This window comes from Acinetobacter sp. ANC_7588 (assembly GCF_056783995.1).
Map to the genome: position 1 here is coordinate 19,348 of NZ_JBWYIU010000003.1, position 15,450 is coordinate 34,797.

General features: G+C 36.7%; 14 protein-coding genes. 10 read left to right on the forward strand and 4 right to left on the reverse strand.

Features of this window, described 5'->3' with window-relative positions; genetic code table 11:
- Positions 1-9 precede the first annotated feature (9 nt).
- On the reverse strand, positions 10-210 hold the full coding sequence (locus AC1M9J_RS03940) for an acyl-CoA thioesterase (RefSeq protein WP_481951933.1): 201 nt from the start codon (positions 208-210) through the stop codon (positions 10-12).
- A 353-nt stretch (positions 211-563) separates the two neighbouring features.
- On the opposite strand from AC1M9J_RS03940, the gene AC1M9J_RS03945 reads away from it, so the two are divergent.
- Positions 564-1,013, forward strand: coding sequence for a hypothetical protein (locus tag AC1M9J_RS03945; RefSeq protein WP_051586611.1), 450 nt, complete (start codon positions 564-566; stop codon positions 1,011-1,013).
- 8 nt (positions 1,014-1,021) lie between these two features.
- On the opposite strand, the gene AC1M9J_RS03950 is transcribed toward AC1M9J_RS03945, so the two are convergent.
- Positions 1,022-1,918 (reverse strand): alpha/beta hydrolase family protein, encoded by an 897-nt coding sequence (locus AC1M9J_RS03950; protein ID WP_481597312.1) that lies wholly within the window; start codon positions 1,916-1,918, stop codon positions 1,022-1,024.
- Positions 1,919-1,940: 22 nt separating this feature from the next.
- Positions 1,941-2,732 (reverse strand): crotonase/enoyl-CoA hydratase family protein, encoded by a 792-nt coding sequence (locus AC1M9J_RS03955; RefSeq protein ID WP_481588868.1) that lies wholly within the window; start codon positions 2,730-2,732, stop codon positions 1,941-1,943.
- A 173-nt stretch (positions 2,733-2,905) separates the two neighbouring features.
- Between AC1M9J_RS03955 and pnuC the strand changes: the two genes are divergently transcribed.
- The 8 genes from pnuC to AC1M9J_RS03995 all read left to right on the forward strand — a co-directional run bounded on the left by pnuC (position 2,906) and on the right by AC1M9J_RS03995 (position 10,313).
- A complete protein-coding gene (pnuC, locus tag AC1M9J_RS03960; protein ID WP_481951934.1) occupies positions 2,906-3,487 on the forward strand; it encodes a nicotinamide riboside transporter PnuC in 582 nt (193 codons plus the stop codon).
- Positions 3,488-3,588: 101 nt separating this feature from the next.
- Complete coding sequence (locus tag AC1M9J_RS03965; RefSeq protein ID WP_092766902.1) at positions 3,589-3,855, forward strand: hypothetical protein; 267 nt, start codon at positions 3,589-3,591, stop codon at positions 3,853-3,855.
- A gap of 357 nt (positions 3,856-4,212) precedes the next feature.
- A complete protein-coding gene (locus AC1M9J_RS03970) occupies positions 4,213-5,346 on the forward strand; it encodes a GGDEF domain-containing protein (protein ID WP_481590598.1) in 1,134 nt (377 codons plus the stop codon).
- 151 nt (positions 5,347-5,497) lie between these two features.
- On the forward strand, positions 5,498-5,986 hold the full coding sequence (def, locus tag AC1M9J_RS03975) for a peptide deformylase (RefSeq protein WP_481586554.1): 489 nt from the start codon (positions 5,498-5,500) through the stop codon (positions 5,984-5,986).
- Positions 5,987-6,042: 56 nt separating this feature from the next.
- Positions 6,043-7,203: a GGDEF domain-containing protein gene (locus AC1M9J_RS03980; protein ID WP_179997681.1), complete on the forward strand. Its 1,161-nt coding sequence runs from the start codon at positions 6,043-6,045 to the stop codon at positions 7,201-7,203.
- Between the two features lie 224 nt (positions 7,204-7,427).
- The gene (locus AC1M9J_RS03985; RefSeq protein ID WP_481951935.1) at positions 7,428-8,648 is read left to right on the forward strand and encodes a GGDEF domain-containing protein; all 1,221 of its coding nucleotides are present in this window, start codon (positions 7,428-7,430) and stop codon (positions 8,646-8,648) included.
- Positions 8,649-8,689: 41 nt separating this feature from the next.
- Complete coding sequence (locus AC1M9J_RS03990; protein ID WP_481951936.1) at positions 8,690-9,949, forward strand: glutaminase; 1,260 nt, start codon at positions 8,690-8,692, stop codon at positions 9,947-9,949.
- 70 nt (positions 9,950-10,019) lie between these two features.
- Positions 10,020-10,313 (forward strand): cold shock domain-containing protein, encoded by a 294-nt coding sequence (locus AC1M9J_RS03995; protein ID WP_481586536.1) that lies wholly within the window; start codon positions 10,020-10,022, stop codon positions 10,311-10,313.
- Between the two features lie 72 nt (positions 10,314-10,385).
- Here AC1M9J_RS03995 and dhaK read toward each other — a convergent pair whose 3' ends face one another.
- Positions 10,386-12,116, reverse strand: a complete 1,731-nt coding sequence (gene dhaK / locus AC1M9J_RS04000; RefSeq protein WP_481951937.1) for a dihydroxyacetone kinase subunit DhaK — start codon at positions 12,114-12,116, stop codon at positions 10,386-10,388.
- 271 nt (positions 12,117-12,387) lie between these two features.
- Here dhaK and AC1M9J_RS04005 point away from each other — a divergent pair, with 271 nt between their 5' ends.
- Positions 12,388-15,390 (forward strand): DEAD/DEAH box helicase, encoded by a 3,003-nt coding sequence (locus AC1M9J_RS04005; protein WP_481951938.1) that lies wholly within the window; start codon positions 12,388-12,390, stop codon positions 15,388-15,390.
- The last annotated feature ends 60 nt before the right edge of the window (positions 15,391-15,450 follow it).

Here is a 15,450-nt window from a genome sequence, read left to right on the forward strand (position 1 = left end):
ATTAGAAAATTAAAATTGACCTAATTTTTTCATTTGACGACGACGTCTCGTGAGCCCCAAGATTTCTTGGCGATCTTGAATTTCTTGAGCAGGATAAGGAAGCGTCTGTTGCAATGCTTGGAGTTGAAGATGACTGTTTTCAATGAGGAAGCAATCATGCTCAACTGGCCATGCACTGGTAATGGGTTTGCGTTTACGGGAATATTTCATGGTTAAATTATAAAATTTGAGAAAAGAATAGTGTAGATGCGTATCAAGTTAAACGACAAAAAATGTCGTAATGATTTAGAACACTAAGATTTTAAACCCTATTTTAATGAGAATCTTTCAACGTACTTTTAAGTCATATTAATTGAATAAAATTACCTAGATTTACACGGTTTACATAACATGTGGATTTTGAAATGAGTTGTTACGTTTCGTGCCATCCCTCTACTGGTTTTTAAGTTAATATTTTAAAAGTTAAAACTTAATAACACCAAGTAAATTAACAATAAAAATAAAGAAATAATCATTTCTGTAATGAACGATTCAATGAATAATCATCGGAATGAGTAAAAAATATGATGCTAATCGTGGTGTGTTTTGCTTTGGTCAGTTGCTATGCCGTATGGCGACTATTATTACAACCTAAATTGATTATGGGGAATACGCAGAGGCACTTTGATTTAACAAAACTCCTCAAGCCTACTGATCTCAGCCAGCCGGCGCGCTTGGTGTATGATACGGATTCTGTCGAAGATATTCGTATGTTTGATGAGGTTGCAAAATTACTGTTTGAGAAACGTGTAAATCATCGTGATATCAAGTTTGCTCAGCAAATTCAATATGAGTTTTTGAACAAGATGCCATCACGAACTTTATGTCAGATCAATCAATTTGATTTAGGTGAGTGGTCGATTTTATGGGAATATCGTAATCAATCCCTTGAATACTATGTGAGTCAATATGGCATCATGTATCGTCATACTGACGCACAAGGGGTAGAACATCAATCTGACTTTATACAGTAATTTAGAATTTAATCATTAACTAAATTGAGATAATTTTGGAGCATGTCATCCCAAATCTTTTCTGCGCCTTTTTTGAAATATCCCATGTGTCCAATTGCAGGCATTTGATACTGTTTGGCTGTGATATCAATGTAGCGCATATCAGCAGAACGATAATGTTGCATAAAGGCTTGCCTCGAATTTGGGAGAGCCCAATCATCATCTAATGCTGAAACAGCATAAATTTTGGTTTTAACACTTGCATATTGTGCTTTTAAATCTTGTTGCTCGGGGTCAGCGAAAAAATATAACGGATTTTTGCACCAACGACGCCACTGTTGATATACCCCTAAAGGCAGATCAGAGCCCATATTGAATTTACTCCAAGGTAAATAACCTGTGACTGCGACAATGGGTGGAAACACAATACTCCACATCACGGATACTTTGAATCTTTCTTTGAACGGCATATATCCTGCCCAACCTGCACCTGTACCGTAGCAACACATGGCACTGACTTGATGATGATTAGGGGTAAGTCCCAAGGCTTGACCACCATAAGAGTGTGCAGTCACAAATAAGGGGAAAGTATCGCTAGAAAAGTATTCAATGGCACCAGCGAGATCAAGTTTCCCCCAATCCAAATAACTCATTTTAAAACCTTTGAGTTGTGCTGGAGATGATGCCCCCACACCACGATAATCAAAGGTTAGCACTTCAAAACCACGTTCTGCAGCATACTCTGCAAATCTGCGATAAAAAGGTTGGGGAACCGCTGTCGCTGAAGCCACAATAATACGTGCAACAGTCTTCACACCAGATGATAGGTAGCGAGTGCCGGTGAGCATATAGTTATCTAAGGCAGGAAACTGAACTTGAGTTTTATTGATGCTCGGCATCTGGTTCACATTTGGAATAGCTTGCATGTCTATATTTCCCGATATTGAACTATTGACCTTTAAAGCGAGGTTGACGTTTTTCGCTCATTGCTCGCATACCTTCGACTGCATCTTCAGATTGTATTAGTGGAAGAAGATGAGTCTTTAACTGATTAAAAGCGTACTGTTCATCATGTGAAATTGCTTCATGAGCAGCCGTCAATGTGGCCTGAACAGCGAGTGGAGCAGCTGAAGCGATGGATTCGGCGAGTTCAATGGCACGGTCAAGCGGATCTTGTTCTGTTACTTCGGTAATTAAATGAAGTCGATATGCAGTTGCAGCATCAAAAAAATCCCCCGTCAATAAGTAGCGCATTGCATTAGACCAACCTGCAGTTTTAACGAAGCGTGAAGTTGCTCCGCCAAAGGGGAGGATGCCACGTTGCACTTCAAGTTGAGTAAATTGGGTATTTTGATGGGCAATACAGATATCGGCATTCAACATCAATTCTATTCCAGCAGTAAAACAATACCCCTTCACAGCGACAACGACTGGTTTTTTTCGTTTACGACCAGTCGTGCCCCATGGGTTAATCAGATTCATATCTTCCGAAAATATACCATCTGACATACGCGGCTGAAGCTCAAGCAGATCTAATCCTGCCGTGAAGTGCTCTCCATGTGCATAAATCACAGCACAGCGTAAATCGGACTGGTCTTCATAGGTGGTAAGTGCTTGTGAAAGTTCATCAATCATATGACTGTCGAATGCATTGCGCTTCGCAGCACGGTTTAAACCAATCAACATCAGATGATTGCGAATTTCAATGGTTATTCTGGTCGTTTGAGTTGTATTCATCATTATTATTTTCCATTGAGGACATTCTATTTTTAGAGGAGTTTAATGGTTAGGTCAAAACTGTGCAGTTCAAATTGAACATCGCTAAGTGGTGTTTGTTAAGAATCATGTATGGTGCCATTCAATATACGTTAGGATAGACGTATTGAATAAACCACGATCATTTTAAGTAGTGTATGAGCCTTTTAGAAATTATTTCAGTATTGATGAGTGTATTGGGTGTAACCCTCACGATTCGTCGTAATATATGGTGTTGGCCTGTGAATCTCGTGGCTTATGGCTTATATGTAAAGTTATTTTATGACTATCAACTCTATGGTGAAACGATATTGCAATGCGTGTTTATCGGTTTAGGACTGTATGGTTGGTGGATATGGAAAGCTCAGTTTAAACAGCAAGAGCAACTTGCCATCAATCGTATTCAAGGGTTGAGAATTATCAAACATGTGTTTTTTACGATGTGTGCAGGACTTATTTTTGGTTTAGGTCTGGATTATTTTACGGATGCTTCTATTCCTTATTTAGATGCTCAATTGGCAAGTTTAAGTCTGCTCATTACATATTGGACGTCTAAACGATATTTGGAAATTTGGCCTGCTTGGATCGTGGTGGATATCATCTATGTGATGATGTTTATGTATAAAGATCTATACTTGACGGCTGGTCTTTATGGCGCATTTATTGTTTTAGCCTTATTAGGTTATCTTCAGTGGAAGAAAAAATATCAAGTTCAACAGCAAACCGTCTACTCACTCTGAAAACTTTACATCCTTGGACATTGATTTGAATGATTCGATCTGCAAAATAAAGCAGATCGACGTAACAATGAAATTGAATTTAACCAGTAGACTTTAAATGTATGATTATCCACTTTTGGGAAGCTCGATTTCTGCAATTTGTAAAATCATTACAACAGCATCCTCATCGTTATCTTAACTTTGAATCCGTTGCCGATTTTTATCAAAGTCAGTGGTTAAAAACGCTTCCTCCTCATACTGAATATTTTTGTACTGGATTAGACGATGGTGCAGAGCAATTTGATATTTTGATTCAATATTTGCATCATCAAGTTAGTATTCACATTGCACAAGAAATTAAAGTTATTTATCGAGAACTCGATCTCTAAGAGTTAGGAGTGTGTTTAGCAATTTTTAGCTGAGTCAAATTAAAATGCTTGAGCGTATCCTTAGCTGGATTTAAGCAAAAAAAGCTTTAAAAAAAAATAGAATAAATGGTAAAAAAACCTTGATAAATCCTAATCTTAAGGTTAGATTGTGATAATAAGTGCAATTATAATAAAAAATATGTGATTTTATTCACTATATTTTGTAGGGGTGAAATAGATTTAATGATTACAGAGTTAAATGAAAATATAGTTTATTTTGATGAGCTGTTTCAATTGAGTTAGTTCATTATGTTAAGACTATTCAATCGAATTTTTCGCCCCTATACACTTCATTCATTTATGAATCAAAGTGTGTTGATGAATTGGAGTAACTTAAATAAATGTATTCTGGTCATGGTATTGGGCGGGCTTGCACATATCACCTGGATTACATGGTATTTATTTTCATTTCATCATCCTGCATTACATCATTGGCTCAATCCTGATTATTATTATTTTCACCTATCACGGATGTTACTGTGCTGTGTATTACAGTTCTTACTGATTATTCCTTGTGTCATATGGCGTCATAAAGAATGGGTGATACAATATTTACCTTACTTTATTATTTTGGTATTTTCCGTAAGCTTTATTTATGGTGGCTATTCGGTTGGTATCAGTAGTCCTGCTACCGTTGCGGGATTTATCAGTATTTTAACAGTTGGTCTGGTTTTATTTGAACGCAAGATTGTATATCTGCTTTTTTTACCAGTCACTGTATATATGCTCATTGCAATTGTCAGTAGTGCATTGGGTTATATGACCTACGCACCGGTCTTTAGTGATCAGCTCAATTATTCAGTCATGGTATTTAATGAATTCTGGGTTTATTCACAACTTTATTTTTACGTGCCTATTTTTTTTGCGACTTTTGTATTGTTTGAGATTTTGTTGACGCAATGGAGAAATCGAGAAAAACAAATTAATTTAATGAGTCAAATGGACCCGCTTACGGGGATTTATAACCGTCGAAAAATAGGTTTAGAACTCAATGAAATTCAATTACAAGAACGAAAATTTGCTCTCATTCTGTTAGATCTTGATCATTTTAAGAGTATTAATGATAACTATGGTCATGATATCGGAGACAACGTCTTAAAGCGTGTTGCCAATGTACTACGTCAAAATATACGTGATACAGATATTGTCGGGCGATTTGGTGGTGAAGAGTTTGTGATGCTGTTGCAGAATAAAAACCTCAGAGCTGCGATGGAGGTCGCAGAGCGGTGTCGCAAAGAAATTGAAAATGAGCTCTTTTATATCGATGAACGTACGACGATCAGAGTGACAGCAAGCTTTGGTATAGCCATTTCTGAATTTAATTTAAATAAAGAAGCGGTGATTCGTCATGCAGATCAAGCATTATATCTAGCAAAAAAACGTGGTCGTAATCAGGTTAGACACTACTACGAACTTCAGGATGCTGATGTCATACAAAAAAGTGAAACTTGAGCCGTAAAATTATCAGGTCACAAATTCGTCATTTAAATCAGTTTTACTTCATCTTGAAATGCTTTAAGATTGGTTGACTATTAATCAAATATTTGATTTAAAATTTAAAAAATTATGAAGATCAAATTCTTATCATAATTGAGATGAACGTATTATGACGATACTACCCGTTGCTCAAAAAGGTGAAGTGATCCTTGAATTGGTTGCATCGCCGGTAAGTGAACTTGAGTTTAGTAGTAGCTGGTTAACGCATCTGGTTGAAGCAATGAATTTTACGATGCAACAGCGCAATGGTGTCGGTATTGCTGCGCCACAAGTTTATGTCTCTAAAAGGATTATTATCGTCGCTTCAAAACCCAATATACGGTATCCCGATGCGCCTGAGATGGAGCCTATTTACATGATTAATCCAGAAATATTGGAGCGTTCTGATCATGTTGTTTTAGGAGAAGAGGGATGTTTAAGTGTAGAGAATCGACGTGCGGAAGTAGCTCGAGCTTCATCAATCCGTGTCCGTTATCGTAATATGCAAGGACAGGAAATTACTGAGACTTTTTCAGGATTCCCTGCACGAATTATTCAACACGAAATTGACCATCTTGATGGGATCTTGTTTGTAGAGCGAGTTCACGCTGCTTAAAAAGACAATATAAAAGATAAAAGGACAGAATGAAGTTAATCAGGAAGATTCAACATATGATTAAGCGATTGTATCGTATGGCCAATACGTACATCCTTGATCCTCAAAATATGCTGATCAATTGGAGTGATTTTAAAAAGGGACGGCTTATCCTCTTTTTTGGAATTCTAAGCCAACTTGAGGTCGCTCGCTGGTTAATTGTGGCTTTTTATACCCCTGAAAAAGCACAGTGGTTAAATCCTGACTATTTTGAATTACGTGTTACCCAATTGTTGGTGACCTCCGTGATTTATCTTGTCCTGTTTTGGAGTTGTTTCAAGTTTCAGCATATCGCTAAGTTTCAAACCTTCATTGCTTACTTTGCTCCTAGTTTCTTTGGAATGACCATGATTTATTCAGGGTATTCGATTGGAATTTATAGCCCTGCAACGATGGCAGGGTTCATCAGTATTGTATTGGTCGGGTTAGTATTTTATAGCCGTAAAATTATTTATGGGATTGCAATTCCAATTACGATATACACGTTATTAACCTGTTACTTGACGCATATCGATCGAATTCGTTATGCACCTATGTTTAGTGATGAGTTGAATAAAAGTATCGTTTACCAAAATGATTTTTGGGTCATGAGCATGGTACAGCTCTACGTGCCCATTTTACTTATGAGTGTTTTATTCTTTGAGATTTTACTCACCCAATGGCGCAGTCGTGAAAAACAATTCGAAACCAGCAGTAAATTTGATGCGCTGACGAACGTTTATAACCGTCGTCAGATCAATGAAGTGTTATCACATTTTCAGCAGGATCGTGCTGATTATGCTGTGATCTTATTGGATTTGGATCATTTCAAACAAATTAATGATCAATATGGTCATGCAGCAGGAGATGAAGTCCTGAAACAGGTGGCGACGCGTTTGGAATATCATGTTCGTATTGGTGATACGGTTGGACGTTATGGCGGTGAAGAATTTATATTAATTCTGGACAATCTCAGTCGTGATCAAGCGGTTGATATCGCAGAACGTTGCCGTAACGCAATTGCACAGCAGCCGATTGTGCTGGATGATGGAACCTCGTTAAATGTGACGGCAAGCTTTGGTATTGCATTATCCCATGAGTTATCTGATCAAGACGTCATCACGCATTGTGCAGATCACGCTTTATATATTGCCAAAGAAAGCGGACGAAATCAGGTACAGTTATATCAGTCAGCTTAATTCAATGATTAAATTTCGTTTTTGGTACTACTAACTATAGAGAAACATACGTTTAGGTTTTTTTATAGCAATGCTTTTGTTTTGGTCAGTGATCATCAAATTCATACCATAAATTGATCTGAACGATAAAGCAGTCTTTTTAATGCTTAAAGCGCATTGACATGATCGCTGAATACATCCAAATTTTAATAAAAATAAATATGAATATTCGATAATACAATTAGATGATGACTCGAGAGAATGAAGTACAACAACAGCGCAGTTTATTGCAAGCTATCAAATATGTCTTGTTAGAATCTGATCGTTCTATTATTAACTGGTCCAACTTTAATAAAGGGATTCTGTTACTTATATTTGGGCTGTTGATGCTCATCGGTCATTGGTTGTGGTACTACCTAACTTTCCATTCAGAATATCAAATTTGGTTAGATCCAGAATATTATCCTCATCGGACATTGACCACATGTTCACAAGTGATTTTGACCATGTGTTTTCTGATAATCGCTTTAATGCTTCGTAAAAATGCTACTGCTCGCCGAATCTTGGGCTATTTAATCCCCTTATTTTATGGATTGATTGTCATTTTTTCAGGATACACGGTTGGGATTTATAGTCCTGCGGTGATGGCGGGAACGGTCAATATTGTATTAATTGGTTTTGTGTTATATGAACAGCGCATCATCTATAGCGTCTCTTTTATTATTGCTTGTATTATCTTGTGGTTGGCAGTACTGACGGCCAATGGTCAACTGACTTATGCACCATTATTTAGTGATGCACTGAATCAATCTAATTTGTATGCCAATCCTTTTTGGCTGAAAAGTATGGCGGTACTATATTTACCCATACTGTTGTGCTCAGCAGTTTTTTTTGAGTTGATCTTGTCGCAGTGGAGACGACGTGAGCGTAAGATTGAAATACTAAGTCAGAAAGATGCGTTAACCAACCTCTATAACCGTCGTTACATCAATCAGTTTATTAGTAAGTTAATTCAACAAAATCGCAGCTTTGCTTTCATCATCTTAGATCTCGATTTCTTCAAGCAGATTAATGACAATTATGGTCATGATGTTGGTGATCTTGTACTTAAACGTATTGCTCTCATTTTAAAACAGCAAACACGAGAAGAGGATATAGTGGGACGACTCGGTGGTGAAGAGTTTGTTCTAGTACTTAAAGATGGTGATATCGACGAAGCATTAATCATCGCAGAACGCTGCCGTCGAACGATCGAAAGTGAAAAAATTGAGATTAGCCCAGCGACTTTTATTCAAGTGACCGCAAGCTTTGGCGTGGCGATGTCACAAAATTTACCACATCTATACACAGACGAAGTAAAGCAAAGGATTTATAGTGCAGCGGATAAAGCACTATATCTTGCAAAGCAGAATGGTCGTAATCAAGTCAGATGTGACACGATATCGACAGCTGAATTTAACATTTGAGATCTTATTTTGGGTCTCCATTGATCACCAAGAGAATAAAAATGAAGACACCTGTACCTGATTATCTTGCCCATGTATTGGACCAATGTCATGCGAATACCGAAGGAGCATTGGCTGACTATATTCCAGAACTGGCAGCTGCCAATCCAAATCGTATCGCTTTAGCACTTTCAACCATTGATGGTACGATTTATTCCTCAGGGGATGATGAAGTTGAGTTCACGATTCAATCAATGTCTAAACCATTTGCTTATGCGTTAGCGATTCAAGAACATGGTTTGGCTCAGGTATTAGAAAAAGTTGGTGTTGAGCCTTCGGGGGAAGCATTTAATCAAATCTCATTAGAAAAAGAACGATCGATTCCCAAGAACCCAATGATTAACTCGGGTGCGATTACGACACATTCTTTATTACCTCATAAAAAGACTGTTTCACGTGCAGAACATTTACGACGTTTCTTGAGTGCACTGTGTGGGCGTGAATTAACCTTTGATGAGCAAGTCTATCAATCTGAGCTGAAAACAGCATTTCGTAATCTTTCGATTGGATATATGTTGCGTACCGTCGGCGTGCTAGAAGAAGACCCAGAGCATATTGTTCATGGTTATATTCAACAGTGTGCGATTAAAGTCACCGTGAAAGATTTAGCGCGAATGGGCAGTGTTTTGGCGAATGGCGGAAAAGACCCTGTTACGGGAAAATGTATTTTAGATCGTCAGGTATGTCGTCAGGTACTTAGCGTTATGATGACGTGCGGTATGTACGATGCAGCTGGAGATTGGTTGACCACGGTTGGTATTCCTGCCAAAAGTGGGGTGGCAGGGGGGATTATTGGTGTCTTACCAGGTCAGGTCGGGATTGCGGTTTTTTCGCCTAAATTAGACAGCCATGGCAACAGTGTTCGAGGTGTGGAAATCTTTGAACGTCTATCAAGTGATATGGGATTACATTTGATGGAGGGAACCCCTTCAGCACAAACCATTATCCAAAGTCGCCGTGAGTATGATGATGGCATGGTGGTATATGAGCTACGTGGTGTCTTACAATTTACAGAGACTGAAATGTTCTTGCGTGAGTTACAAAATGAGCCTGTAGGTAAAAATAAAGTAGTGCTTGATCTTACACATCTGACTTTAATCCATGATGTCGGTGCTCGAATGTTATTTGAAGGTGTGAAACGTCTACAGGATGATGGTCACAAAGTGGTGGTTTTAGATGCGGAATCATTGTTATCGGAACAACAAAGTAAAGGACACAAACGCGTCATTGTCCAACAGCACTTGCATGATTATTTAAAGTGATCAGCAAAGATGATGCACTTTAAGATGCGTGTATAATATTGAAAATTGTATACCGTTTTTTGGGAATGTTATGAAGTCTGAAGTCCAGCAAGGAAAAATTAAAATTTATCATGCCGATAAAGGTTTTGGTTTTATTGGTGGTGCAGGTGAGGATATTTTTTTCCACATTTCTGACTTTCCTGCAGATGAAGGTGAGCCAAAACGCAATGACCGAGTCAAATTTCAGGTTGTTGAAAATCAAGGTAAATTAAAAGCTGTCAAAATTCAACGTGTAGCTGACCAGTCAGCGAAAGCGAAGAAGTCTCGTGTGGCATCACATAATCAGGCGATTACCAGCGCATTATTATCAAGTTTTAAAAAATAAAAAGCAAAAAAAGCCCTGAATCATCAGGGCTTTTTTACATAACTAATCAATCATTTATGTCATGTTTAGATGTTATTTTAGATGATCAGCAATATCGGTAAAAATCACGCCTAAACCATATGCACCTGCATCAGGATAGCCTAAGCTACGATCCCCGACAGTACCTGCACGACCCATACGTGCAACAATCTCTTTGGTCGATTCAGCACCTTGAACAGCAGCTTGAGCACCTAAGATAAAGTTTTCTTTAAAGCTTTTATCAGTGTTTGATGACCATGAGTCGGCACAAGGCACGAGCGCATCAATGAGGGTCTTATCACCAACCACAGCACCACGACCAAATGAACGTTCACCTGTGGTTTGAATACCTTTTACTGCGGCTTGCAGCATATCGGCAAAATCTGCCACGCTTAACGTGGTTTTACCTTGAATGGCTTTACTTGCAGCGCGGAATGCAGAACCCCAGATGGGACCCGAAGCACCGCCACAATGTTCCATAATGATCATGGAGCTATTGAGCAAGAATTCATCCATCTGCTGTGCTTGGATCAAGCTTTGCCATTCTTTCTTGAGTTGTTTAAAGCCTTTAGCCACACTCATGCCGAAGTCACCGTCACCTGCGTGCGCGTCTAACTCACAAAATGGCACTTCATTTTTAATAATACAGGCAGCCATGACATCGACCACATAGCGCATGTTTTCAATGGTAAATTGCTCATTTTGAATTTCAGCATGTTCTGCTGCAGTTTCAACTTGGCTGTTGCCTTGATGTTGGGTAGCCGTATCTTTTATCGCAAACTCAATGGCTAAAGCAGGTGTACCATCGAGTTTAAAGGCAGGGGTGTTGGCTTCGGCATCTAAGTATGTTTTGAGTTCATTATCCAATTCTAGTAATGAAATGGATGCACCATTCATGTCGATACTGGTCATGTAGTTGCCGACAAAAGTACGGTAAATTTTGATGCCCTTATGTGCAAGGTGTTCACATACATCATGATTAAACAGATACAGCTCTTGCATTGGGGTAGAGCCAAAGCCATTGATCAATACTGCAACTTCTTTCATGTCTGGGCGATCTAAAAACAGATCATCGACCATACGTTGTGCCAATTCTTTTGCTGGCAAGATTTTTTCACGACGAATGCCTGGTTCACCATGGATACCGACGCCGTATTCCATTTCATCATCGGCAAGGGTGAAGGTTGGTGTGCCTTTAGCAGGAACAGTACATGAGCTATAGGCAAAACCTAAACTGATGACATTGTCAGCCGCTTTTTGAGCGACTGTTTTAACTTCACCTAATTCTAAGCCTTTAGATGCTGCTGCGCCTGCAATCTTATGAACAAAGATTGTGCCTGCGACACCACGACGTCCGACGGTATATAAACTATCTTTGACTGCAATATCATCTGCCACTTTGACGTAGTCGACCTTGATGCCATCTTCAGCGGCTAAGGCTGCACCATTCTGGAAATTCATCATATCGCCAGAATAGTTTTTGATGATCATCAACACGCCTTTGTCGGTTGCGACGTGTTGTAATGCTTTATAGACCTGAATTTGTGACGGTGATGCAAAGACATCGCCACACACAGCAGCGTCTAACATGCCTTGACCTACAAAGCCCGCATGTGCAGGTTCGTGACCGCTACCGCCACCACTGATGAGAGCAACATTATTATGTTTTTCTTTTCTTGAAATAATTTTATGTGACTCGGTAAATGCGAGTTCAGGGTGAGCAAGGACAAAGCCTTTGCACATGTCGACAACCAAGTTTTCAGGGTGGTTGATGAGTTTTTTCATGGAAATATCAAACTTTTGGTAATTTCATTAATAAGGATTAATTATTCCCTAAACTTGAAATATTTGCTGATCTAAAAATGTTAAAACGGATGATTTGGGGTTGGGTGGTTAGAAAAGGGGCGGTTTCATTTTTTATTGAATGTTAAATTTTATATTTTGATTTGATGAGGAATGAATAATTTTATCTTTAAGTGAGATAGTAGTGTCAGATTAGTGAGTTCTTAAATAGCTTTAACAATCAATTCAATAAAATGGTATCTTAAGATTTTGTTTGAAAAATAAGCATTGGGGCATTATGGGATTAACTTCAGTTGGTAGTGATGTAAAATTAAAAGATCAGGAAATTATAGATTCTTGGAAAACAACAATTCAAATTCATGAAACAAAGCTTAGAGAATCACAAAAAAGTGCTTTGTTAAAATGTATTGGCTACGAAATTGATGAATCTGCGAAAGATCCTGTAATTGTGAATATGCCTACAGGAACTGGGAAAACAGGTGTTATAGCAAGTTTAATATTCAAATCAATCTTTAAAAAAACGTTAGTTATAGTGCCGTCTGATGCTTTGCGGACACAATTAGCCGATGATCTAGTAGATATGAATAAATATTATGCATGGAATATAGTTCCACAAAAATCCAAGAAACCTAAAATTGCTAAATTGGAACCTGGTAACTTACAAGCTTTAGATATAAATACAGTGGATGACTTTTTTGTGGTTGTCGCAACACCACAGATTTTAGAATCATTAGGCATAGACAAATTTGAATTGTTTTTAAATAAATTTGATAGATTGATTTTTGATGAAGCACATCACAGTGAAGCACCAACATGGCGGAAAATAAGAAAGATTTTTCAGAACTCGCAAAAGAAAGTTTTTCAATTTACAGCAACCCCTTATAGGGGAGATGGTAAAAAGTTAGAGGGAGATCTAATTTTTCAATATCCTGTTTCTAAAGCTTTTGAAGAGAAAATTTTTGAAAAAATTAATTTCGAAGCTGTTGAAGAGTTTTATGATGAAAAATCTGATGAGGTGTTAGCAAAGAAAGCCTTAAGTATATTGAAAAGAGACTTAGATAAAGGACTTGAACATGTATTAATGGTGAAAACAAGTACAATAAAACATGCTAAATCTTTAAAAAAACTTTATGAAAAAAATATTAGTTCCTTCTTTACTCAGAAGATGAATATTTTGTTAGCAACTAGTAAGGAGGGGATTTCAGATGAAGATAAAAAGGCTTTAAAAAGTGGAAAATCAAATATCGTAGTCTGCGTTGATATGTTTGGGGAAGGGTATGATTTACCAAATTTAAAAATATTAGCTTTACATAAAAAATGTAAGAGTTTACCGATATTTATGCAATTAATTGGAAGATTTACTAGAGTTAATAAAAGTAAAGTGCTTGGGGAGGCAACGATAGTTGCAAATACAGTAGCTGACGATATTTGTGAACAATTCGATGAGTTATACAAAATTGATTCTGATTGGAACTTACTAATAGGAAATTTAAGTAATGAAAAAATCAAGGCTGAATTTTTTACATCAACTCTAGAAAGTGATCATCCAAACCAAATACTGAGTAAATTATTTTCTGGAAATGCATTCTATATAAAAAATAGTGCCACTATCTATAAAGACGTAACTCTAGATATAGAACAAATATTCAATGAAGTAATTTTTGAAAAGCATTTTAATAAATATTACGAAAAGTATTTAATTTCTATATATAAAGATAGTAGTCTCGGTTTAGTCTTAACAAAAAATCGAGTAATGCCTAATTGGGTTGGAAGTGAAGAATTACAGTTTGATGCATTTGATATTTATATATTTTATAAGAAAGAAAATAATTTATTTGTACATGGAAGCGATAAGGATTTAGTTCATCTATTAGGAAAAGAGCTAGGTTTAATTAATTATACTTTTCCTGAAATATTAAAAATTTTTTATGATATGGAACGATCAGCATTTGCAAATTTAGGGATACTTTCGACATCTAGAAGTACTCGGTTTAGAATGTATACAGGTTCAGATGTTTTTAAAGAGCTTACTCAACAGGACTGTAACAATAATAGTTATTCTAATTTATTCGGTCACGGGTTCATAAAAGGAAAAAAATCTAGTTTAGGCTGTTCAGGTAAGGGTATTGTATGGTCAATGTCTAGTGCAGGCGTTTTTGAATGGATAAATTGGTGTAATGATATTGATCAAAAAATTAATGATTTAAATATCCCGAATGACTTCTTCCTTAATAATATGCTAGAACCTTTCAATATTGAAAAATTAAAGGATTACAATATTATCGTTGTTTCTCCTGTTGATTTACTTACAAAAACAGCAGGATTAGGAGGGGTGAGAGCTCAACTTGCTAATAAACTTTATAACTTCGATTTTTATGAGGTAAAACTTATTAATCAAGATTTAATTAAAGATGAGATTTATATATCAATAAAGTTATATTTTTCTGAAGAAAAAAATTGTGAATTTAATTATAAATATGATCTGAAAAACAAATTTTCTTTAATCTCTAAGACTCTAAATGGCTTAAATCTTATTGTGCGGAAGGTGGATGAGAATGATTTTATAGCTTCTTTACCTTCTAAACTTGAGTTGGTGGCATGGACAAGTAATTTTGAGGTTATTAGCCTAAATGCTAAAAATGGCTATAAAGCTAATTACTCTTACACATTAGATAAAGATAAAGTTAAACAATTGGATTGGAGTAATGTTGCAACGAATAAAGAAAGTTGGAAATATGGTTTAGTTAAAAATTCAGTGCAAGGTAAAATCATAGATACTCTTCAGAGTGAGAATAGTCCAAATATTCTTTTTTATGATGATGGTAGTAACGAATTAGCAGATTTAATAGCATTTTGGATTGATGAAAATGCAAAAAAATTAGTAATAAAACTTTATCATTGTAAATATGCTATTGGCGGTGGTTCTTCAATAGGTGCCATAAATGAATTAGTACAACAAACATTATCAACTTGTGATAAATTGGGTGATCCGATAAAAGCATTCAGACATTTAAAAACTAGAGAAAATAATACTTATAAAAAAACAGGAAACTCAAGGTTTATTTTAGGTGAAATGAAAGATCTAGATGCACTTATTAAAAAGTATAGATTTTATGACTCGACTATTGATATCGTTTTAGTACAACCTAGTTTAGATTACAACGAACTCAATTCAAGAGTAAATTCTGTTTTGGGGCAACTAGCTTGCATTATCAAACAAACTTTACATAGTGATTTATATTACATAATTAAATAAAAAATCCCCTCAAGTGAGGGGATTTTTTTTATTCCCCCCTTTAATAAAGGGGGCTAGGGG

Coding starts and splice junctions, on each gene's coding strand:
- AC1M9J_RS03970 (WP_481590598.1), top strand. CDS start 4,213: ATGAATTGGAGTAACTTAAATAAATGTATTCTGGTCATGGTATTGGGC.
- AC1M9J_RS03995 (WP_481586536.1), top strand. CDS start 10,020: ATGAAGTCTGAAGTCCAGCAAGGAAAAATTAAAATTTATCATGCCGAT.
- dhaK (WP_481951937.1), bottom strand. CDS start 12,116: ATGAAAAAACTCATCAACCACCCTGAAAACTTGGTTGTCGACATGTGC.
- AC1M9J_RS03940 (WP_481951933.1), bottom strand. CDS start 210: ATGAAATATTCCCGTAAACGCAAACCCATTACCAGTGCATGGCCAGTT.
- pnuC (WP_481951934.1), top strand. CDS start 2,906: ATGAGCCTTTTAGAAATTATTTCAGTATTGATGAGTGTATTGGGTGTA.
- AC1M9J_RS03950 (WP_481597312.1), bottom strand. CDS start 1,918: ATGCAAGCTATTCCAAATGTGAACCAGATGCCGAGCATCAATAAAACT.
- AC1M9J_RS03945 (WP_051586611.1), top strand. CDS start 564: ATGATGCTAATCGTGGTGTGTTTTGCTTTGGTCAGTTGCTATGCCGTA.
- AC1M9J_RS03955 (WP_481588868.1), bottom strand. CDS start 2,732: ATGATGAATACAACTCAAACGACCAGAATAACCATTGAAATTCGCAAT.
- AC1M9J_RS03980 (WP_179997681.1), top strand. CDS start 6,043: ATGATTAAGCGATTGTATCGTATGGCCAATACGTACATCCTTGATCCT.
- AC1M9J_RS03990 (WP_481951936.1), top strand. CDS start 8,690: ATGAAGACACCTGTACCTGATTATCTTGCCCATGTATTGGACCAATGT.
- AC1M9J_RS03985 (WP_481951935.1), top strand. CDS start 7,428: ATGATGACTCGAGAGAATGAAGTACAACAACAGCGCAGTTTATTGCAA.
- AC1M9J_RS03965 (WP_092766902.1), top strand. CDS start 3,589: ATGATTATCCACTTTTGGGAAGCTCGATTTCTGCAATTTGTAAAATCA.